The sequence below is a fragment of the Acidimicrobiales bacterium genome (assembly GCA_035547835.1).
In the GTDB taxonomy this organism is placed as follows: Bacteria; Actinomycetota; Acidimicrobiia; order Acidimicrobiales; family Iamiaceae; genus DASZTW01.
The window spans coordinates 235,493-256,890 of record DASZTW010000019.1 but is presented as its reverse complement, the minus strand read 5'-3'; the positions used below and the strand labels follow the sequence as shown (position 1 = coordinate 256,890).

General features: G+C 70.7%; 17 protein-coding genes. 4 read left to right on the top strand and 13 right to left on the bottom strand.

Translation table 11 applies throughout. The features are described from left to right. Positions 1-18: 18 nt before the first annotated feature. Entirely contained in the window at positions 19-1,329 is a 1,311-nt protein-coding gene (locus VHA73_15985) for a nucleotide sugar dehydrogenase (protein HVX19522.1), read from the top strand. Further along, complete coding sequence (locus tag VHA73_15980; protein HVX19521.1) at positions 1,326-2,537, top strand: glycosyltransferase family 4 protein; 1,212 nt, start codon at positions 1,326-1,328, stop codon at positions 2,535-2,537. The genes VHA73_15985 and VHA73_15980 overlap by 4 nt, the downstream gene beginning before the upstream one ends. On the opposite strand, the gene VHA73_15975 is transcribed toward VHA73_15980, so the two are convergent. From VHA73_15975 to VHA73_15960, 4 genes are read right to left on the bottom strand one after another with little or no spacing between them, the layout of a single operon-like run. Next, positions 2,522-3,466: a glycosyltransferase family 2 protein gene (locus VHA73_15975; protein ID HVX19520.1), complete on the bottom strand. Its 945-nt coding sequence runs from the start codon at positions 3,464-3,466 to the stop codon at positions 2,522-2,524. The two genes, VHA73_15980 and VHA73_15975, sit on opposite strands and share 16 nt — an antisense overlap. Then, the gene (locus tag VHA73_15970) at positions 3,463-4,341 is read right to left on the bottom strand and encodes a glycosyltransferase (GenBank protein ID HVX19519.1); all 879 of its coding nucleotides are present in this window, start codon (positions 4,339-4,341) and stop codon (positions 3,463-3,465) included. Before VHA73_15970 ends, VHA73_15975 begins: the two co-directional genes overlap by 4 nt. Continuing rightward, positions 4,338-5,660 (bottom strand): O-antigen ligase family protein, encoded by a 1,323-nt coding sequence (locus tag VHA73_15965; protein ID HVX19518.1) that lies wholly within the window; start codon positions 5,658-5,660, stop codon positions 4,338-4,340. The genes VHA73_15970 and VHA73_15965 overlap by 4 nt, the downstream gene beginning before the upstream one ends. Beyond that, positions 5,657-6,529: a hypothetical protein gene (locus tag VHA73_15960; GenBank protein ID HVX19517.1), complete on the bottom strand. Its 873-nt coding sequence runs from the start codon at positions 6,527-6,529 to the stop codon at positions 5,657-5,659. The genes VHA73_15965 and VHA73_15960 overlap by 4 nt, the downstream gene beginning before the upstream one ends. 156 nt (positions 6,530-6,685) lie before the next feature. Between VHA73_15960 and VHA73_15955 the strand changes: the two genes are divergently transcribed. Together VHA73_15955 and VHA73_15950 are read left to right on the top strand one after the other, a co-directional pair. Then, positions 6,686-7,792 (top strand): DegT/DnrJ/EryC1/StrS family aminotransferase, encoded by a 1,107-nt coding sequence (locus VHA73_15955; protein ID HVX19516.1) that lies wholly within the window; start codon positions 6,686-6,688, stop codon positions 7,790-7,792. Beyond that, positions 7,789-8,373: an acyltransferase gene (locus VHA73_15950; protein HVX19515.1), complete on the top strand. Its 585-nt coding sequence runs from the start codon at positions 7,789-7,791 to the stop codon at positions 8,371-8,373. Before VHA73_15955 ends, VHA73_15950 begins: the two co-directional genes overlap by 4 nt. On the opposite strand, the gene VHA73_15945 is transcribed toward VHA73_15950, so the two are convergent. The 9 genes from VHA73_15945 to VHA73_15905 are packed head-to-tail and all read right to left on the bottom strand — an operon-like array spanning position 8,351 to position 21,396. Next, on the bottom strand, positions 8,351-9,100 hold the full coding sequence (locus VHA73_15945; protein ID HVX19514.1) for a polysaccharide deacetylase family protein: 750 nt from the start codon (positions 9,098-9,100) through the stop codon (positions 8,351-8,353). The two genes, VHA73_15950 and VHA73_15945, sit on opposite strands and share 23 nt — an antisense overlap. Further along, positions 9,097-10,233, bottom strand: coding sequence for a glycosyltransferase family 4 protein (locus VHA73_15940; protein HVX19513.1), 1,137 nt, complete (start codon positions 10,231-10,233; stop codon positions 9,097-9,099). The genes VHA73_15945 and VHA73_15940 overlap by 4 nt, the downstream gene beginning before the upstream one ends. Then, complete coding sequence (locus VHA73_15935; GenBank protein HVX19512.1) at positions 10,215-11,477, bottom strand: hypothetical protein; 1,263 nt, start codon at positions 11,475-11,477, stop codon at positions 10,215-10,217. The genes VHA73_15940 and VHA73_15935 overlap by 19 nt, the downstream gene beginning before the upstream one ends. Positions 11,478-11,493: 16 nt before the next feature. Then, positions 11,494-12,984 (bottom strand): lipopolysaccharide biosynthesis protein, encoded by a 1,491-nt coding sequence (locus VHA73_15930; protein HVX19511.1) that lies wholly within the window; start codon positions 12,982-12,984, stop codon positions 11,494-11,496. Further along, positions 12,981-14,108 carry a DegT/DnrJ/EryC1/StrS family aminotransferase gene (locus VHA73_15925; protein HVX19510.1) on the bottom strand — a complete coding sequence of 376 codons (1,128 nt, stop codon included), beginning with the start codon at positions 14,106-14,108 and terminating at the stop codon, positions 12,981-12,983. Before VHA73_15925 ends, VHA73_15930 begins: the two co-directional genes overlap by 4 nt. 1 nt (position 14,109) lies before the next feature. Beyond that, positions 14,110-15,144 (bottom strand): GDP-mannose 4,6-dehydratase, encoded by a 1,035-nt coding sequence (locus VHA73_15920; GenBank protein HVX19509.1) that lies wholly within the window; start codon positions 15,142-15,144, stop codon positions 14,110-14,112. Then, positions 15,144-16,190 carry a glycosyltransferase gene (locus VHA73_15915; GenBank protein ID HVX19508.1) on the bottom strand — a complete coding sequence of 349 codons (1,047 nt, stop codon included), beginning with the start codon at positions 16,188-16,190 and terminating at the stop codon, positions 15,144-15,146. Before VHA73_15915 ends, VHA73_15920 begins: the two co-directional genes overlap by 1 nt. Beyond that, positions 16,187-17,251 (bottom strand): Gfo/Idh/MocA family oxidoreductase, encoded by a 1,065-nt coding sequence (locus tag VHA73_15910; GenBank protein HVX19507.1) that lies wholly within the window; start codon positions 17,249-17,251, stop codon positions 16,187-16,189. Before VHA73_15910 ends, VHA73_15915 begins: the two co-directional genes overlap by 4 nt. Next, complete coding sequence (locus VHA73_15905; protein HVX19506.1) at positions 17,248-21,396, bottom strand: DUF4082 domain-containing protein; 4,149 nt, start codon at positions 21,394-21,396, stop codon at positions 17,248-17,250. The genes VHA73_15910 and VHA73_15905 overlap by 4 nt, the downstream gene beginning before the upstream one ends. Positions 21,397-21,398 lie beyond the last annotated feature (2 nt).

The window sequence follows — 21,398 nt, the reverse complement described above, 5'->3', positions numbered from 1 at the left end:
ACGACACGGTTCTGCACGATGAAGGTCGCGGTGGTCGGCCTTGGATATGTCGGCTCGGTGACCGCAGCCTGCCTGGCCAGCAGGGGCCACGACGTGATCGGGATCGACCGGGAGCTCGGGAAGGTGAACGCGGTCCGCGAGCACCGAAGCCCTGTGGTGGAGCCGGGCCTCGATGCGCTGGTCGCCGAAGCACGGGCCAGTGGTCGGCTCGAGGCCACGACCTCCGATGCCGCGGCGGCGGGCTGCGACGTGGTGATCCTGTGCGTGGCGACGCCGAGCAACCGCAGCGGGCGCGTGGATCTGTCGGCGCTCGAGACGGCCACCCGCCAGGTCGGCCACGCGCTGGCCGGACAGCGTGGCCATCCGGTGGTGCTCGTCCGCAGCACGGTGCCACCGGGAACGACCGAAGCGCACCTGATCCCGTTGCTGGAAGGCGCGAGCGGACGCTCCGCCGGCAGCGCGCTCGGCGTGGGCAGCTGCCCGGAGTTCCTGAGGGAGTCGACGGCGATCGAGGACTTCCTTCATCCACCGTTCGTGGTGGTGGGCACCTCGGACCCCGTCACCGTGGCGACCTCCCGAGAGCTGTTCGGGTTCGTCGACGCGCCGTTCCGCCAGGTGCAACCCACCGAGGCGGAGACGCTGAAGCTGGCGTGCAACACCTTCCACGCCCTGAAAGTCGTCTTCGCCAACGAGATCGGTCAGGTGTGCCGCGCCGCGGGAACGGACGGCCGCAAGGTGATGCAGCTGTTCTGCGAGGACCGCCAGCTCAACATCTCCGATCGGTACCTCCGCCCCGGCTTCAGCTATGGCGGGTCGTGCTTGACGAAGGACCTGCGCGCCCTCCTCCACTTCGGCCGCGCACGCGACCTCGACCTCCCGGTCATCGGCAACATCGGGATCAGCAACGACCGCCAGCGAGCCGACGTGTTGGAAGAGGTGCTCGACACGGGCGCCGACCGGGTCGCAGTGCTGGGCCTCAGCTTCAAGGCAGGCACCGACGACCTCCGCGAGAGCCCGTACGTCGATCTGGTCGAGTCGTTGGTCGGCAAGGGCATCGACGTGCGCATCTACGACACCCACATCAACCCCGCCCGCTTGTTCGGCGCCAACCTCGACTACGTGTCCACTCGTCTCCCGCACTTCAGCGCCTTGTTGCGCGAGAGCGCGGCTGAGGCGCTCGAAGGCGTCGACTGCGCCGTCGTGAGCACTTGCGACGAGGCCGTGGCGACGGCGCTGCGGGTCGATCCGCCCATGCACCTCGTCGACGTCTGCGGCGACCTGCCTGCCGACCTGGAGTCGATCGTCGGTTACCGGGGCAGCGCGTGGTGAAGTGGCGCCGCACCGACCACCTGCGCGTGCTGATCATCGTGCAGAACCTGTCGGTGCCGTTCGACCGGAGAGTCTGGCTCGAGTGCAGGAGCTTGACCGCCGCGGGCCACGAGGTCGACGTGATCTGCCCACAGGCCCCCGGCGAGGCGTCCCACGAAGTGCTCGATCGTGTGCGCATCCACCGCTACCGCCCCCCACCGGCCGCCACCGGGCCCGCCGGGTTCGCGTACGAGTTCGCTTACTGCTGGCTGCGGACGGCCGCGCTGGCCGCCAAGGTGTCCCTACGCAGCGGGATCGACGTGATCCAGGCCTGCAACCCGCCCGACACCTACTTCGTGCTCGGCGCGGCGGCGAAGGCACTCGGCCGCAAGTTCGTCTTCGACCACCATGATCTGTGCCCGGAGCTGTACCGCGCCCGGTTCACCAACGACAGGACCAGCGGTTCCGCCCTGAAGCTGCTGCACGCGCTGGAGCGGGCCACGTTCGCCACCGCCGACCACGTGATCTCCACCAACGAGTCGTACCGGACGGTCGCGATGCAGCGCGGCCGGCTCCGGCCGCACGAGGTCACCGTGGTGCGCACCGGACCGGACCTCGAGCACCTCACGCCGCAGCCGGTCCGGCCCGAGCTCCGATCGGGGCGCGACAAGCTGTGTTGCTACCTCGGGGTGATGGGCCCGCAGGACGGCGTTGACCTCGCGCTGCGAGCCATCGACCTGCTCGTGCACCAGCGGGGCCGCACCGACTGCCATTTCACGTTCCTCGGTGGCGGCGACTGCTTCGACGAGTTGGTGGGGCTGGCCGCGGAGCTCGGGATCGAGGAGTGGACGACCTTCACAGGCCGCGTCCCCGACACCGTGGTCTTCGACCACCTCTCCAGCGCCGACATCGGGCTGTGCCCCGACCCCAAGAACGCCCTCAACGACGTCTGCACGATGAACAAGACGTTGGAGTACATGGCCTTCGGGCTGCCGATCGTGGCGTTCGACCTGACCGAGACGCGGGTCAGCGCCGGGCAGGCGGCCCGCTACGCGCGGCCCAACGAGATCGCGGACTTCGCCGCCGTGCTCGACGGGCTGCTCGACGACCCTGACGCACGGCAGCGAATGGGCCGCATCGGGCGGCGCCGCGTCGAGGAGGACCTTTCGTGGGCTTGCCAGCGCGACGGCTACCTGGCGGTGTACGAGGGCCTTCAGCGCTGCGGGTAGCCGGCCAGCCAGGTGGACCGCGCCTGCCAGACCTCTGACCAGCGGGACCGGTGCGCTCCGACCGGCAGCAGCCGGGCGGCAACGGCTCGGTTGGCAACGCCGATGGCCGTGAGGGCAACGCCCAACTTCACCCGCCACGGCCTCCAGTGCGAGCGGATCAAGGTGACTTTGGCACGCAGCTGCAGCACGGTCTTGTCGGCGGCATGGATGGGTGACGCTCCCCCGATGTGCGTGACCGCCGCGGCGGGCGTCACCACCGGGCGATGTCCGAGCTGGCCGGCTCGGAGGCACAGGTCGGCGTCCTCGCCGTACATGAAGTAGCGCTCGTCGAACCCACCGAGTCGCTCCCAGAGCTGCCGGTCGACCAGCAACAGGCAGCCCGTGACCAGGCCGACCTCGCGCACTGAGTCGCGCGGCCAGCGACCGAGCGATTCGGGGTCCAGCAGCCGCGACCCGCGAAACGCAGCGTCAGCCAACGAGGCCCAACACGTGAGGCTCCACAGGCTGGGCAGGCCCCAACACGAGCGCGGGTCCACCTCCCCCGCCGGGTCCACGGTGCGGCCTCCGTAGATGCCGTGGCCGGGATGCGCCTCAGCGAACGCGACCAGCCGGTCGATCGAGCCAGGCTCGGCGACCGTGTCCGGGTTCAGCAACAGCAGCCACCTGCCCGCCGTGGTCGAGGCGGCGAGGTTCACGGCGCGGGCGAAGCCGAGGTTCTCGTCGCTCGCGATGACCGCCACGCCGGGATGGTGTGTTCGCAGCTGCGGCACCGAGCCGTCGGTCGATGCATTGTCGACGACGATGGTCTCTGCCACGCGATCGCGAACGGCGCCCGGCACCGCCGCCAGGCACTGCGTGGTCAGCGACGCGGTGTTGAACGACACCACCACGATCGACACGTCGACCGCGCCTCCGAGCGTGGCCGTCACCGGGCCCTCGGCATGGGCGTCGGCGTCGTGTCAGGGCGATCGTGACGCACGGGCGAGCGCCACGCGATCGGTCGCCCGCGACGGGCCAGACGTCGCGCGTGCAGCTTCGCGACCGCGGTGATGGCCACGTACACCGGCACGTCCTTGACCATGCGGGGAGCGCGAAGCACGACCCGCCACCACCGGTCGCCGCCGGGCGCGGAGTCCGGAGCCGGAGCGACGGCGAGCGCCTGCTCGAGCTGCAGATTCCCGGCAAACACCCGCACCTTCCGGGCGAACAGCTCCCGCACATCGGCAGGTGCGGCATACGCGACGGCCGCCGCGTCGACGACAACCCGCTCCTCCCGACCGAAGCGCTGCTCGACGAACAGGTCATCGGCGACGATGTCGGGGAACCGGCCGAAGCGGGCTCGCCCCTCGCACGAGATGGCGTACGCGCCTGATCCGGCGAGACCCCCGGCGACCGATCCCAGTCGCAGCCAGATCCGGTAGTACGAGCGCACGATCCACGAGGAGTGGCGGTCGTCGACCACCACGCGCGGCGACGCCGCGAGCACACGGGCATCGAGTGCCGCCAAGAGCTCGGCCATGCCGCCGGGTTCGAGCACGACGTCGGCATCGAGATAGACGCGAGGGAACACCGAGGTGGCGCCATCGCCCGCGTTCAGCGCGGCAGCCTTGCCGGCCGCCCGCAGCTGCACGACCGTGGCACCTCCGACGGCTCGGGCGACGCGCGCCGTGTCGTCGGCGCACCCGTTGCACACGACGACCACTTCGAGCGGCAAGCCGTCGGCCTGCAGCGACTGCAAGCACCGGCCGATGACCGCGCGCTCGTTGTGCGCAGCGATGACCACGCTGGCCACGGGATCGGTCACGGTGCCGTAGCCGCCGCGGTCGCGCCGTCGATGCGCCACAGCGCGCCAGCGCACCCGACGACCAGCATCGTGACACCGTTGGCCATTGCGAACCCGAAGGCGTCGAACGTGATGTAGGTGACCAACGGAACCGCGGCCGCCGCGGCCAGGGCCCAGCCGAGGCTCCGACGTTCCTCAGTGGCGCCGACACAGGCGACGTGGTGACCGACGCCGAACGCAGTGCAAAACAGCGCCACGAACGCAAGCAGCCCGACCACCCCTGTCTCGACGAGCAGGCCGAGGTACTGGTTGTCGAGCAGGACGTAGCGACTCGGCAGGAAGGTCCCGAAACCCCGACCGAACCACGGTCGCTGCCCGATGTAGGCGTAGGCCTCCGACGCGTGCTGCGTGCGGGCGACGTAGCTGCTGTCGGACTGCAAGCCGGTGAACATGTTGCGGATCGTTCCCATCAGGCCGGGGACCACCAGCCGCATGCCGGCGACGAACGCCACCGCGGCGACCGCGGCCTGCGCCCGCCGCCTCCAGGTCCAGCCCGCGGCCATGACCAGGCCAGCGGCGAGCACGCCGAGCATCGCCGAGCGCGACACCGACATCGGCAGCGCGACGGCGATCAGCGCGACCCGGACGCGGGCCCGGTTGCGTCGCTCCGGCGTGGCGTACATGGCCTGGTGGATGGCGATCGGGAAGACGGTGGCGAGCACGACGCCGAACTCGATGGGGTGCGCAGCGGTCCCGGCGACCCGGTTGAAGCCATCGCGCAGTTGGATGTAGTCGGTCGACTCGTTGAGCGAGAGGCCCGGGACGTGGATGTGCGCGGCGATGTCGAACCGGGTGAAGAACTGCACGATGCCGAGTGACGCGAGGGCAGCGCCGGCGGTGGTCAGGCGACCCAGCAGGACGTCGAGTCGCTCGATGTGGCTGACACCGTCGGCAGTCAACAAGACCACACCGAGCCCACCGACGATGAGCACGATGGCGGACTGCGCAGCGTGGATCTCGAGCCCGTCGATGGGCCGGAGGTACGCCACCACATCGCTGGCCAACACCGCCGCCAGGCACGCCGACGCAGCGATCCGCAGGGGCTGCCGTCCGGCGCTCGCACCGAGCGACGGGACGAGCCGCCCGGCGAGCCACCACAGGAACAGCGCACCTGCGAGCAGCCCTGCCGGCGTCCCGCTCGACCCCACGGGCTTGAACACGAGCGCCGATGGCACGGCGAACAGCAAGACGACGTAGACCGTCAGCACCGACACCGCGTCGCGGCGCATCGGCGCGGCTGACCGCGGCGCAGTGCGTCGCGCGGTCGCGGGTGCGGTCACGGCGCGTCCGGCTCCGAATGGTCGCTGTGGTTCGATCCCGTCAACACCGGGTCGCTCGCGGGCGCGGGCGGGCCGATCGCCGGGGCTGGCGGGGCCGTCACCCGTCGCGTCTCAGCCGGTGCGGGTCGCGTCGTCCGGATGGGCCGGCGCGGGTCGGCCGATCCGCGCCGCGCCGCCGGGGGACCGATCACCGGCCGCCGCCGACCGGCCGTGTCGTTCGACATCCTTCGCCCTCGCCTGCCCTCCACGAGGCTGTCGGCGATGACAACGAGCCCGACCGTGGCAGCCAAGCCCAAGGTGACGATGGCGGCGAGCGCCCGGTTCCGCGTCTTGGTGAGCAAGGTCGCCCCGTGCGGAACGACGACGTCGGATGCGGAGATGAGCGTGTTGTCCGGTGCTCCCGCGGCCGCCTGACGGTGGGCCAACTCGATGCGGAACTCAGCAACGACGAGTCGTGACGTGTGCAGCGCCTTGCCCGCGCTCGATGCCCGTCCGCTGATGGTCACGGTCGGACCACCGGTGGCATCGGAATCGACGGCGAAGTCACCGCTCGCACCCTGGCGCCGCAGCGCAGCGACGACCTCGGGCTGCTTCATCACCTCGCTCATCACCTGCGCAGTGGTGGTGATGCTGCCGTCGAACGTGCGATAGGGGTTCACCGCCCCGGCGACCAGCGGCTTGCCGGTGTCGACGGTGGGGGTGTCGGCGGGCGGCCTCGACGGCCCGAGCAGCACGATCACCGACTTGGCCTCGTACACGGGCGGCGTGCTCGCCAACGTCACCGCGGCGACGATCACCGTCAGGCCGACGCCGAGCGCGGTCAGGTACCAACGGCGACGCAACGTTCGCCCGACGCGCCACAGGTCCATATCGTCTGCTCCCTCGTGTTCCGCCACCACCGGCATGGGCACCAGTGGGCCAACAGAGACAAGAGCGACCACCGGCGGTGTTGATACGTGCCGGCTGCGACGTATCAACCCGCCCGGGTGCGGCTCATACGTGCTGTGAACCCAGTGCCGGCAGCAATGACCGATGTACCGCTCGTCGACGTCGTCGCCCAGCACCGCGACGTCGAGCGCGAGGTGTGGGCAGGCCTGTCGCGGTTGTTCGAGACCGGTGCCTATGTGCGCGGGCCCGATGTCGCCGCGTTCGAGGCGTCGTACGCCAACTTCGCAGGACGGTCTCATTGCGTGGGTGTCGCGAACGGAACGGACGCGATCGAGCTGGCGTTGCGAGCCCTCGACCTGCGACAAGGCGACGAGGTGATCGTGCCGGCGAGCACCTTCATCGCCACCGTCGAGGCGGTGCTGCACGTGGGTGGTCGGCCCGTGATCGTCGACGTCGACCCCGCGACGCTGCTCATGGACCCGAGGGCGGTGGCGGCTGCCGCGAGTCGCCGGACGCGGGCCATCGTGCCGGTCCACCTGCACGGGCAGATGGCGCCCGTCGAGCAGCTGGCCCCGATCGCCGAGGCGTGCGGCGCGGCGATCGTCGAGGACGCAGCGCAGGCACACGGCGCAACCCGGTACGGCGCCACGCCGGGCAGCCTCACCGCGGCGGCCACCACCAGCTTCTATCCGGGCAAGAACCTCGGCGCCTACGGCGACGCCGGTGCCCTGCTGACCGATTCATCTGACCTCGCCGATAAGGTCCGGCGGCTCGCGGACCACAATGTCGCCGGCCCCGACATCCGGCCACGCCCGGGTCGCAACTCCCGTCTCGACGCCATCCAGGCGCTCGTGCTGACCGCCAAGCTCCCCCACCTCGACGGGTGGAACCGGGCCCGCCGCACCTGCGCGGCCCGCTACCACGCCCTCCTCGTCGACTTCGACCTCACCCTCCCGTCCACCCTGACCGGCAACGAACACGTGTGGCATGTCTACGCGGTGCGGGTCGCCGCGGGTGTGCGCGACCGGGTGCTCGAAGCCCTCCGCGCCCGCGGCATCGGCGCCGGGATCCACTACCGCCTGCCCGTCCACCTCGACCCGGCGGTCGCCCACCTCGGCTACCGACAGGGCGACATGCCGAACGCCGAGCGGGCCGCGGCCGAGATGCTCTCGCTGCCCATCCACCCCCACCTGAGCGAGTCAGATCAAGTGCGGGTCGTCGAGGTCCTGGGAGCGGCGCTGTGAACAGAACAGATGTGGGGATCACCATCCACCCGTCGGCGTTGTGCGAGTCCGCATCGATCGGGGCCGGCACGCGCATCTGGGCATTCGCTCACGTGATGCCGGGTGCCGTGATCGGGCGGGCGTGCAACATCGGTGACCACTGCTTCGTCGAGGGTGGAGCGCGGCTCGGCGACCGGGTGACGGTGAAGAACGGGGTGAGCGTGTGGGAGGGCGTGATGCTGTCCGACGACGTCTTCGTCGGACCGAACGTCGCGTTCACGAACGACCCGTTGCCCCGCGCGATTCCCCACCGGACCCAGGCCGACGACCTGTTGCCCACGGTGGTGCGCCAGAGCGCGACCCTCGGCGCCAACTCCACCATCATGTGCGGCCACGTCATCGGCCGGCATGCGTTCGTCGCCGCAGGCAGCGTGGTCACGCGCGATGTCCCTGCCCATGTGCTCGTGATGGGCGCGCCCGCCCGACCGGCTGGCTGGATCTGCCAGTGCGGCCAGCAGCTGGACACGTTGGCGTGCGACCGTTGCGGCACCCGCTTCACGCGCCAGACCGACGACGGGCTCAGGATCGAAACCACGCGGTAGGTCTCGGCGACCCCGTCGAGACCAGCTCGCTCAAGGTGACGCTCGACAACCCGAGAGCGGTCAAGCCGTCCAGCGTGGCTCGCACGGCCCTGGCCCGATCCAGGCCCCACACCGGGTGGTCCAAAGGAGGCGGTGGCATGAGCCCGTCGTGCAGCAAGACGATCGAACCGGGCCTCGCCTGGCCGACGACCTGCGCAGCCACATCCTGCCAGGCCGCATGCTCCCAGTCCGTACCGTGCGGGCCCCACACCACCACGTCGAGGCCGATCCGCCGCGCCGCCCGATAGGAGTGCAACGTCTGCGCCCCGTACGGCGGGCGGAACCAGTGCACGGCCTCGCCCACCAGCCGCTCGAGGCGCTGCTTGCCCTGCCCGAGATGCTCTTCGACCGGGTAGCGCGGGTCGGACAGGCGCCCGTGGGTCATGCCGTGGAGCCCGACATCGTGCCCCTCGGCAACCATGCGTGCGACCAGGTCCGCGTTGCGCTCCGCCGCCGGCACGAGCAAGAAGAACGACGCGTGCATCCCCCGGCCCGCCAGCTCGTCGAGCACCCGCGGGGTCCACCGCCGATCTGGACCGTCGTCGAACGTGAGCGAGAGGACGGGCTCGGACGTGTGCACTCCGGCCAGCGAGCCGACGACCGAGCCCGCGACGCCATCGACCACCCGGCGAGCGACACGCCGGCCGGTGGGGCCGAGCCCCTCGCGGACCTGCTCTCGCAGCCTCATGGCGACAGACCCATCGCCTCGGCCACGCGAGCGGCGACGACCGGCCAGGTGTGGCGGGCGACGGCTCGCTGGCGCGCCGCTTCGCCCATGGCCAGGACGTCGGCGGGCGACGACAGGAACCGCACCACGGCCGCCGCGAGCGCGTCCGTGCTCCGATCGGCCACCAAGATGCCCGTGACACCGTCCTCGATGACCTCCGCGCGGCTCTGCTCGTCGAAGCCCACGGCCGGCACGCCCATCAGGGCCGCCTCGAGCAGGACGTTCGGATAGGCGTCGAAGTCAGATGTCATCACCAGACACGACGCGCGCGAGTAGAGGTCGAGGAGACGACCGCGCTCGGCCGCGATGTTTGGCTCGAGCCGACCCACCACCTCGACGCCGTCGCCTCGCAGGTCGGGGCTGCAACCGACCACCACCAGGCGAGCTCCCGGCACCGCCGCGCGGATCCGGGGCCAGACGCTGCCGAGCACGGGTCCGCCCTTGAGCGCCCAGTCGGTGCCGACGAACAACGCGATCGGACGGGCCGGGTCGACGGCGCGACGGCGCTCACCGGTGATGTTGGCGCCGGCGCCCACGACCTGCACCCGTTGGGGTGGAACCCGGTAGTCCTCGACCACGCTGGCGGCCGCCCACTCGGACAGCGTGAAGACCGCCTCGCTGCTCGCGAACACCTTGGCCTGCCACTCGACGGCCTCGCGCAGCACCCGTCCGTTCGCATGGCTCACCGAGAACTCACCGGCCGCGACGGCCTGGGGCACGGTGCAGTCCGTGACGCAGAACCGCCGCACGCCGGGTGCGTCGACGACGACGTGCGTGCCCACCTGCAACACGTGGGTCGCGCCACCCCGGGCCGCGAGGCGTCGGCTCACGAGACGGGAACAGCGCTCTGCGCTCGACCGTGACCAGTACCAGGCCGGGTTGACGATCGGCACGCGACGACCAGCGGACCGCAAGCGGGGCAGCGCCGACAGCCGCACCGCACCCCGTGCCAGATCGATCGGCCCGATGTGGCGCGAGGAGAGCGGAACGAGCGGGACACCTCGATCGGCGAGCGCGCCGAACAGTCCGGCGCTGTAGCCGCTGAAAGTGCGGCGATCGAGCGGATCGGTGGTGGCTACCGCAGCGAGGCGCACGATCGTTCCTCGCCACCGGCGACTTCGGGCCGTGCGCAGGCGTGGAGCAGCGCCGACTCGACCTGCGCCCCAGCGTCCTCCCAGCGGAGGTGGCTGACGCTGGCCGAGGCCTGCTCGGCGCGCGAGACCGAAGCTCGGTCCGACTCCTCGGCGAGCGCCGCGGCCAGCAGATCCGGGGTTGGCGCCACGTACCGCAGGTAGGGGTTGTCGAAGACCTCCCGGTTGTTCGGGCCGTCGTTCACGACGGGGATGCAGCCCGCCGCGAGGAGCTCGAGGGGCAGCAACGACAGGTTCGTCAGCGACAACACCAGCCCGGCGGCGCAACGATTGAGGAGCTCGTTGATCGCCGCTGGCGTCAGCACACCATGACAGGTGGCAGCGAAGGGCACGGAACGTCGACCGAGGTCCTCGCCGAACAGGTGGATGTCGATGTCGGGCCGGTCAGCCGCCAAGCGCTGCAGCGCGAGCATGCCGAGCTCGTAACCCCGACGTGGCGTCAGCGGCCGGGCGTAGAACACGATCCCCGACCGCGGCGACCGCGCTCGAACCCGGTAGGAGTCCGCGTCGACACCGAAGTCGAACGGGTCGCACGACATGCCGTAGTCGCGGCGCAGCTTGGCAGCCAACCAACGTCCGGCAGTGATCCCGTGGAGGCCGAACGTGTACGTGGCCTCGGCCAAGGCCGCGTCGGAGCCCGCCGGGTGGAACGACGGCTCGAAGTCCTGCACCAGGTAGCAGCGTGCCGCTGACGTGGCGGCGCGGCGCAAGACATACGCGGTGGGCCACGACGTGGCGATCAGCGCGTCGAGCGCGGGGACCTGAGCTCCAGGAGGCTCGACGAGCTCTGCCGCGTCGGCGACGACGGCTCCCATGCGGGGGAAGTGGGCCCGCAACACCGCCACCGTCGACGCCACATCGCCGGGACAGTGGCGGTCGTAGACGTAGATGCGGTTCTCGTGACCACGGCGCTCGAGGTCGCGGACGAAGCGGAGCAAGGTGGTGTGGCCACCGGAGCCCGCCGAGGGCGGTTCGATGATCCAGCCGATCCGCAAGCCCGCGGTGGAGGTCACGGCACGACCTCGGAGGGTTGCCCCGACGGGCGCGAGCACCTCTTGGATGGCCACGCCCGGCCCGTCGTCAGGAACCAGGAGGCGCTCCCCGACCTTCGTGGCTGCCCGGGCGATCAGCGGGCGCATGCCGCCGGCTCGCAGGCCTGCGCCGAGCTGCCGGATCCGCCGCCTCACGAGAGCGGTCCGCTCGTCACGCTGCATCAGACACCGCCGTGTCGATGAGCGTGCGCGCTCGGCGAGGGACCAGCGGCCACACGACGAGCAGATGGACGGCAAGCCCGGCGAGCCCCGCGGCCGCAAGGCTCGCCACGAGCCCCGGAACCGCTCGCTGGACGCAGACCGCCACCGCCGCAGCGGCGACCGCACCGCCGACCGGCCGCACCAACGATGCGCCCACCTGCCGTCGGGGTATGCCGCGGCGAGCGAGCACCCCCAGGTAGATCGGCGTGATCACCCCACCGGCGACGGCGATCTGGCCGAGACCGACGCCGCCGATCCCGCCCAGGTGCGCACCAGCGGCCAGGACCGGCACGAGCAGCGCCAACCAGGTGAGCTGCACCCACAACACGATGCGCGACAGGCCCAGCGCGACGAGGTAGTCGTACGTCAGCTCGAAGGCGACCCGCAAGCCGCCGAGCACCGCCAGCCAGCGCAGGGCGTCAGCCGCCGGGTCCCACCGCGACCCGTACACCAACCGGATCGCCGGAAGCGCCAGCGCTCCCAGCAGCGCGCAGACCGGCAGGGCCACCGCCATCAGCTGACCCAGCGAGCGGGTGAATCCCGATCGCAGCGCCTCGGGCTCGGCCAGCAGCCGGGCGAAGCCCGGGAGCGACACGGCCCGGACACTGGTCGAAAACAGGTTCACCGGCCAGCTCGCCAAGTTGAACGCCAGCACATAGCAACCGAGCGCCGTCGCGCCGAGCAGTCGACCGACCACGACGTAATCGACGTTCAAGATGGCGAAGACCAGCAGACTGGACGCGGCGAGGGGAAGGCCGAACCTGAGGAGCCGGCGAGCCTCGTCCGGATCGAATCCGGGGATGTGACGCGAAGGCGACTTCCACACCAGGACCAGGCCCGACGCCGCGTTGCTGGCAACCCATGCCCAGGCAAGGCTCGACGGCCCGAAGCCCGCGGCGGCAAGCGGCACGGCCAAGCCGATCGACACCACCAAGCTGGTGACGTCGGCCGCCATGCGGACATCCTGGCGAAACTGCTGCTGCACCAGTGCGGACGGCACCGCAGTGGCACCGGCCACGACGATGGCCAAGCTCAGGATCCGCAGCGATCCGACCGCGCCCGGCGTGCGCATCACATCGGCGACCGTGGGCGCCGAGAGAAAGCACCCGACGGCGAGCACCGATGCCGACACCACTGCGATGGTCGTCACCGTCGGTGCGATCGCGTCGGTGTGGTCGGGCTCGCGCACCAGCGCCACCGAGACCCCCATCTCGCTCACGTTCACCACGAGGCTGAACGCCACGAGCGCGACCGTGAACACCCCGAAGACCTCCGGGGCCAACAGGTGGGCCAAGACGATCCCCGTCACGAGCTGCCCGGCCCGACCGGCGGCGTTGTTGCACAGGCTCCACACCAGACCGGCGCGCACCTCGCGTCGCAGATCGCCCGATCGCCGCCAGTCGACATCGGACCCGCGGCGCCTGGCGCGGACGCCGATCACGACGGCCAGGCGGACCGCACGACCGCCGCGACGCGATCGAGGTCGTCGAGGGTGAGGCCATGGTGGAGCGGCAGGACCAGTGACCGCTTGGTCAGTTCCTCGGTGACCGGCAGCGCAAGAGCCGCCGCCCCGGCGTGGACGGGCTCGAGGTGGGCGGCCATGAAGCCTCGGCGGGCCGAGATGCCCTCGACGAGGAGCTGCCGGAGCAGTTCGTCGCGCCGGCCTGCGCACCCCTCCGGAAGCGTGATCCAAAACGACTGGAAGTTCGCACGGCCCCACGGCGGGTCCGCGACGCAGGTGATGCCGGGGAGGTCGCCGAGCGCGCGGCGGTAGTGGGCGGCCAGCTCCCGTCGCCGGCTCACGAGCTCATCGAGCCGTCCGAGCTGGACGAGACCGACCGCTGCCTGGATGTCGGTCATGCGGTAGTTGAACCCCCGCTCCACGTAGTGCTCAGGCGACGTGGAGCGGGCGCGGTGGCGCTCGGAGGCGTTCACGTCCACGCCGTGATCACGAAGTCGGCGCAACCGCGTGGCGTCGCCTGACCGGCGAGCCATCACCATGCCGCCTTCGCCGGTGGTGAGGATCTTGCGGGCGTGGAAGGAGAACACGACCAGGTCGGAGTGCGACCCGATCGGCCGGCCGTCGTACGTGGAGCCGATCGCACACGCCGCGTCTTCGACCACTGTGACCCCCAACGGATCGCACATCGCGTGCATCCCGGCGACGTCGGCGGGAGTCCCCCCTTGGTGCACCAGCAGCACCGCCCGGGTGCGCGGTGTGAGCGCGGCAGCCACCGACGCGGGGGTGAGGTTCTGGGTCGCGGCATCGACATCGGCGAAGACCGGAGTGGCCCCGACGTACGTCGGCGCGTTCGCCGACGCGATGAACGACAGCGACGGGACCACCACCTCGTCGCCCTGGCCGACCCCGGCCACGGCCAGGGCGAGGTGGAGGCCGGCGGTGGCCGATGACAGCGCAACGCCGTGCTCAGCTCCCACGACGTCGGCGACCGCCCGCTCAAACGCCTCGACGCGCGGCCCTTGCGCCACCCAACCTGAAGCGATCGCGTCGGCCGCGGCCATCTGCTCTGCCTCGCTGAACCAGGGCTTCGCGACCTCGATCACGTCACACCCAACTTCGATCGGGGACGGCCGCAGCGAGCGCCGCGACCTCAGGGCCCCCCAGCCCGGCCAACCGCCCGGCCAGGTCGGCCAGCCCATCCCGCAGCGCGATGCGGGGGCGGTGATCCAGCAGCTCGCGGGCCAGCGTCGAGTCGGCCACCAGGCGTGACACATCGCCGGGTCGCGCGTCGGAGTACATCACCGTGACCCGCTGCCCGGTCGCCGAGGCGACCGCGTCGAGCAGCTCGTTGACGCTCGTCTCCACCCCCGACCCGACGTTCACGACCTCGCCGCCGAGTCCGGGGGTCACTCCGGCGCGGGCGATCGTCAGCGCGCTGTCGTACACATGCGTGAAGTCTCGGGTCTGGTTGCCGTCGCCGTACACGACGAGCGGGTCGCCGCTCATCGCCCGCACCAGGAACCGGGGGATCACCTCGCCGCTGTCGCCTTCGTGGTGCGAGCGGGGTCCGTAGCTGTTGAAGGGGCGCACGACCACGACGTCGAGGTCATGGCAACGGTGGTAGGCCCGTGCGTAGCACTCCCCCGCGAGCTTGCTGGCGCCGTACACGGTGTGCGGGCTGGTCGGGTGGGCTTCGGTCATCGGCGCCCACTGGGCCGTCCCGTACACCTCTGACGACGACACATGCACGACGCGGCCGATGTTCCGGGCACGCGCCGCCTCGAGGACCCTGAGCGTCCCACCTGCGTTGACCTCATGGTTCTCGCGTGGGAAGAGCAACGAGTGGCGAACGCCGAGACACGCGAGGTGGAACACGATGTCGATGCCAGCCATGGCGTGGGAGAGGCCCCGCCCGTCGCGCACGTCGCCGGTCACCAGCACCGGAGCTGCGCCCACCTCCCCCGCGCAGCCAAGGAGGTTCTCGAAGCGGCCGGTCGCCTCGTTGTCGAACACGGTGACCTCGGCCCCGCTGGCGAGCAGGACCCGGGACAGACTCGAGCCGATGAACCCGGCGCCGCCGGTGACGAGGACGCGGCGACCGGCCAGCCCGGCCGCGGTGAAGTCCTGGATCTCCTCCATCACAGGTCACCCGTCCTCGACCAGCGCCAAGTGGTGACGACGTCGCGCACGCGACCCGCTGCAGCCACGCCGGCGAGCGGGGGCATCCAGCGGCTGACCCGCGGCCCGAGGCGACGGCGGAGGCGCAGGCCGGCTGCTTCCGGAAGCGACTGAGCTGCTTCGTAAGTGGACTCCGCGAACTCCACGAGACGGGCCACGGTCCGGTCCGAGACCCGGTCGTGGTCGTATGCCCGTGACGCTTTGTGCAGCGCCTCGCGGGCGAGGGCCCGGCGGTAGTCGTCCTCGAGCACGTCCGCGTCGACGACGAACAGCCGCTGGTAAGTGAAGAAGAGCTCGAACGCGGCGCGACGGTGGCACAGGTCGATCAGCGGATCGGCCAGGCGAGCGCGGAACATGCTGTTGGCGTGGCGCCGGTAGTAGGCCTGATCGGTGCCCCGCAGGTAGCCCACGTCTGCGTGGGCCGCACAACGAAGCCACAGCTCGAGGTCGCCGGTCATCGGCAACTCGTCGCGGTACGCGCCGATCCGACGGAGGAGGCTGGTCCGTACGACAGCCTCGGGTGAGCTGATGCAGTTCGTGCCGGCACGGCAGCGCGCCGCGATCCAGTCATTCCCGGCGCGGACCCGTCGGTGGCCGCCGCCGTGGCGAGCAAGCGGGAGCGCGCCATGCTCGAAGAACACCGTGCGTCCGTACACGAGCCCGACCGTGGGCTCGTCGTCGAGAAAGCGAGCGGCACGACCGAGAGCTCCCGGCACGACGGCGTCGTCGGCCGACAGCACCAGGGCGTAGTCGCCCGTGGCGCGAGCCAGCCCTTCGTTGTAGGTGGCGACGTGACCGAGTCGCTCGTCGTGCCGGGTGAACGTGATCCGGGAGTCGGTCGCCGCAAGGGCGGCCCCGATCGTGGGCGTGTCGTCGGTCGACGCGTCGTCGATGACGAGCACCTCGAGGTCGACGCCCGGGCGGTCGATGACGCTGTTGACGCACTGGCCGAGGTACGTGCCGTAGTCGTGGCACGGCACGACCACCGTCATCGTCCCCCGGGTCATCGCGCCACCCCGACCGGTGCCGGCATCGGGGCGGGGGCGATCGGCACCGCGGCACCGCCGCGCTCGAGGCTCGCCGGGATCGCTTCGAGGATCCGAAGCACGCGCGCGCCGCTCTCACCGTCGGTCAACGGGCGACGGTGAGACCGCACCGAGCCCACGAACTCGGCGACGACGCCCTGCAATGCTTCGCCGTCGCCGAGGGCCGGCGCGCGCATGTCGCCGAGCCGGTACGACACCAAGGCTTCGCGGCGACGTTCGTCATCGATGGGTTCGGCCATGGCGACACCGCGGTCGAAGACGCTGAGCCGCTGCGACGGGTTGAGGTCGTCCCAGACCATCATCTGGCGGCTCCCGCCGATGATCATCGTGCGGACCTTCGTCGGGCTCAGCCAGTTGACGTGTACGTGGGCCAAGGCACCGTTGCCGAGGAACAACGTGAGGTAGCCGACACAGGTTCGCCCCGCTCCGACCGGGTCGGAACCTTGCGCGGCGACGGCGATCGGGCGGAGCTCGGGCTCGACGATGAAGTCGATGATCGACAGGTCGTGCGGCGCGAGGTCCCAGAACACGTCGACGTCGGTCTGGACGAGGCCGAGGTTGATGCGCACGGAGTCGAGGTACTGGACCTCCCCCGCCACGTCCGAGTGGATGAGCTCACGCAGGTGCCGGACCACGGGCGAGTAGCAGTACGTGTGGTCGCACATGAGCACCAACCCGGCCGCCGACGCCTTGGCGATCAGGTCGTCTGCGTCGGCCGAGTCACACGCGATCGGCTTCTCGACGAGCACGTGTCGCCCGCTGTCGAGGCAGGCTCTGGCGAGCGACGCGTGCGTGGCCGCCGGCGTGGCGATCACCACCGCGTCGACCGCCGGGTCGGAAAGGACGTCGTCGAGCCGGTCGGTGGTGCGGGTCAGGGCGTACCGGCCGACCACGCGGCCAGTGCGCTCCGGGTCGAGGTCGCACACCCAGCGCAGGTCGACGTCGGGATGACCACGCAGGTTGCGGACCAAGTTCGGTCCCCAGTAGCCCGCGCCGATCACCGCTACTCCAGTGGTGTTCACGGTGCACTCCGTGCGTAGGTGGCTGTGTACGTCCCGCCCGCCGCGTTGAACACCGCGTACTGGATGCCCTTGATCGTCTGGAGCGTGAACGGAACGGCGGTGCCGTTCACCGTCAGCGACGTGATCGCTCCGGGCGACGTCGCGGAGAACGGCGCGGCCAGCGAAGTCGCCGGCAACATCCCCTGCAGGCCGGTGGCGCCAGGATCGGCCGACACGGTGAAGGTCAGATGCCCGTTGCTCCAGCTCGAGTTGCCGAACGACGACTTGGCCTTGGCGTCGAGCCAGGTGAGCATCTGCTTCGCCGAGACGACGGGCACCCCTCGGGCCTGAGCGCTGGCCACCACCGCGTCCGCCACCGGCGAGTCGCCGCTGTCGGTGTGGGCGTTGATCGTGAAGGCGCCGTAGTAGCCGAGCGGGCCGAGGGCGTCGTCGAGCAGCAAGTTGATCGTGCTCGGCTCGGGCTGGCCCGACTCGTCGGTGACCTGGGTGGCGAGCTGGTACACGTCGATCAGCGAGCCGTCGTCGTCGGCGAAGCGCATCGGCATGCCCGAGCCCGTGAAGAGACCGGGGTGGGTGGCCGCGGCCTGCACGGGCCACCAGTAGTAGTTGGCGTCGAGCCGCACGCCATGGGCGAGCTCGACCTTCGGCTGGCTCGCCCAGTCGCTCCACACGACGCAGTGCGTGCGGTTGTTCGACGGCGCGGGGATGCTCGGCAGTTGGGCGGCGAGCGCCGCGAGCTCCTCGGTCACGATCGAGTCGAGCGACGACTCGGTGAAGTCGTTGCAGTCGGTGTTGACGTGGGCGTCGAGGTCGAAGCCGGCAGCCTCATACAGCTGTGCCTGCGCGTCGCTGATCGGTGTGCCCGGGAAGATGTACGACGTCGACCGGAGGCAGGTCCACTGGGCGACCGAGCAACCGGGGGCGCTCTCGGCCAGGTCCTGGTCGAAGCGGCCGACGGTGCCGCCGTGCGCGTGGTCGTCGCCGGTCATGACCACGACGGCCTTGTAGCCCTTGGGGAAGTAGTTGAACCGAGGGAGCGGCCGTTTGGCCGCGTCCATCGTGATCATGAGGTTCGCCAACAGCCGCTGTTGTTCGTCGGCCTGCGGGATCGCCACCTTCGACAAGTCGAGCCAGTTCGTCTCCGGGTCGCTCGCCGAGGGGCCGTAGAAGAGGTCGTACGAACGGATCGGCGACGTGCCCATGCGGTGCTGCCCCGCCCACGCGATGTTCCCTTGCCGGGTCTCGACGATCGAGCGGGCGAGGTCGAAGGCGAACATGGCGACGTGCCCGGTGCCGTACGTCCGCATGGCCACGGCGGGTGACGTGGTCGCGGTGGTGGCGTCGCGGTAGAGGGAGGCGACGCTGGTGGCGCCGTTGAGCGTGTAGCGGTCGGCGGTGCCGTGGAACTGGATGGTCTGGTCGGTGATGCCGACGCCCGGGCCCGAGGCGGTCTGCACCTTCAGGTAGCCCTCGGCCAACGTGGTACCCGACGAGCGGAGGCCGAACAGCGAGGCGAGCGAGGTCGACGGCCGCATCGCGATCAGGTTCCCGCCGCCTTGCACCCACGACGACAACATCGACTTCTGCGCGTTCGTGACCGTCCGCGGGGTGAGGATCACCAGGTCATAGTTGGCGAGTGTCGACGCAGTGACCGAGGCGATGGGCTTGGTGGCGAACTCGTTGAGCCCCTCGGTGCGGAGGATCTCGCCGTAGTAGTCGCTGAAGCCGTTGCTCGGATCGGTGATCACGAGCACCGGCCCGCCGGTGCCGGACAGGGGCACCGCTGTCTGGGTCGAGAACGACCAGGTCGCCGGCGTAGCCATGGCGTTCCCGGCCAGGTCGCCAGCACCGCTGACTTTCACCGTGTAGGTGGTCCCGGCCGACAGCGCCGACGACGGGGAGAAGGTCGCGACCCGCGACGGGGCGTCGTACGACGTGGAGCCGGCCACGGCATGTCCGCTCGCGTCGGTGACCGTCATCGAGATCGACGACGACCTCACCGGTTCGCTGAACCCGGCGGTGATCAGCGACTCCGGTGGCACCGGGTCACCTGACAGGGGCGCGTGCGTGAGCACGGTCGGCGGCGTGGTGTCGGTGGCGGTGGTGGTGAAGACCACGTCGACCCAGTAGTTCGCCGACCCGTACGTCAGCGTCGGGAACGCGCTGGCACCGTCGGCGAAGACGCCGTTCGGGCCGCCGTCGCCGTCCTGGAACGCGTGGAGCGGACCGTTGTCGGCCCCGTGGTCGGCGAAGTACCCCGGATCGGCGGAGTAGTGCCCCGAGTCGGTGTGGTACGAGGCCACGTACGTGCCCCCGGCGCTGATCGGTACCGGCTGGGGGAACAGCACCTGTTGCCACCCCGATGCGGTCTCGTTCGTGAACGTGGCGGTGCCGAGGAGCTTGCCGCCAACGCTCCACAGATCAGCGAGGTGGGTGCCCGTGTTGGCCGCGCTCTTGTAGAAGCGGAGACCGGTGACGTAGCCGTTGGTCGAGGACGTGAAGCGCATGCCGAGCTCGAGCGGGCCGCTGTTGACGGCGTCGACGACCTGCGGTGTAGGGGTGCCCCACAACGATGCGGTGCCGCTCGGCGTGAACGACCACACGTAGGGCGCAGCGAGCGCGTTGCCCGCGGTGTCCTTGGCAGCCTGCACCGTCGCCGTGTACGTGGCCGAGCGATCGAGCGCCGCCGAGGGCTGGAACGTCGACGTGAGCGTGTCGGCGTCATAAGTCGTCGTGCCGGTCAGCTGATGACCAACGCTGTCCTGCAGCCGGATCACGACGCTCGACGGTTGGACCGGCTCGCTGAACGTCGCGCTGATCGGTGCGTTCACCGGCACCCCGCTCGCGCCCGACGGGGGCTTGACCGAGGCAACCGTCGGTGGAGTCGTGTCGGCGGCGGAGGTCGCGAAGACCACGTCGACCCAGTAGTTGATCGAGGCCCACGAGTCGGCCGGGAACGCGCTCGAACCGATGTGGTACACGCCGTTCTTGGTGCCGTTGCGGTCCGGCATGGCATGGAGCGGCGGCGAGTCGACACCGTTGAGCAGCGCGCCGCCGTCCGCTTCGTAGTGGCCGTTGGGGGCGAAGTAGGAGGCGACGTAGACGTTGCCGGGCGCCACCGCTACCGGGTTCGTGAAGGTTGCGGTCTGCCACCCGCTCGCCGACTCGTTCGTGAACGTCGCGGTGCCGAGCAGCGTGCCGGATGCCGTCCAGACGTGACCGAGGTGGGTCCCGGTGTTGCCGTCGGCCTTGTAGAACCGCACGCCGGTGATGTAGCCGGGCGTGTCGGTCGAGAACTGCACGCCGAGCTCGACGGCGGTCGAGTCGGTCACCGCCGGGTTCGCGGGGGTGGCGGTGGCGGGCCAGATCGAGCACGGGCAGGCGCGCGTCCCCACGCTGAACGACCAGCTGTAGGGCGCCGCCATGGCATTGCCAGCGAGGTCCTTCACACCAGCGACCGTCGCGGTGTACGTGCCGTCCGCCAGCGAGGACGTCGGCGTCAGCGTCACCGTCGACGAGGCGGCGTCGTACGCGACCGATGACGGCACCGTCGCACCGCTCGTGCCTTTCAGGGTGAAGTTCACCGTCGAGGGTTGCACCGGCTCGCTGAAGGTCGCCGACGGCGTGCTTGCGCTGGGCACCGCGGTCGCGTTCGAGGCCGGTTGCTGCGCCACGACGGTGGGCGGCGTCGTGTCGGTCGCCTGGGTGACGAAGGTGAGATCGACCCAGTAGTTGGCCGAGCGATACGAGCTCGACGGGAAGCCCGTCGCCCCGGTCTTGTACACGCCGTTCCCGTCGCTGCCATCGGCTGGGGCGACCAGCGGCGGGTTGCTGACCGGCGTGGCGAAGTAGCCGAAGTCAGCGGCGTAGTGCCCGGCGTCGGTGTGGTACGACGCGATGTACGTGCCGCCGGCGGCGACGGGCACCGGCTGGGAGAACGTCGCCTGCTGCCAGCCCGATGCCGTCTCGCTCGTGAACACGACGGTCGCCAGCAGGGCACCCGACGTGGTCCACAAGTTGCCGATGTGCGTCCCGGTGTTCGCCGCTGACTTGTAGAAGCGGACCCCGGTCACATAGCCGGCCGTGGTCGGGGTGAAGCGCACGCCGACCTCGACGGCGCTCGCGTCACCGGCATCCGGCGTCACCG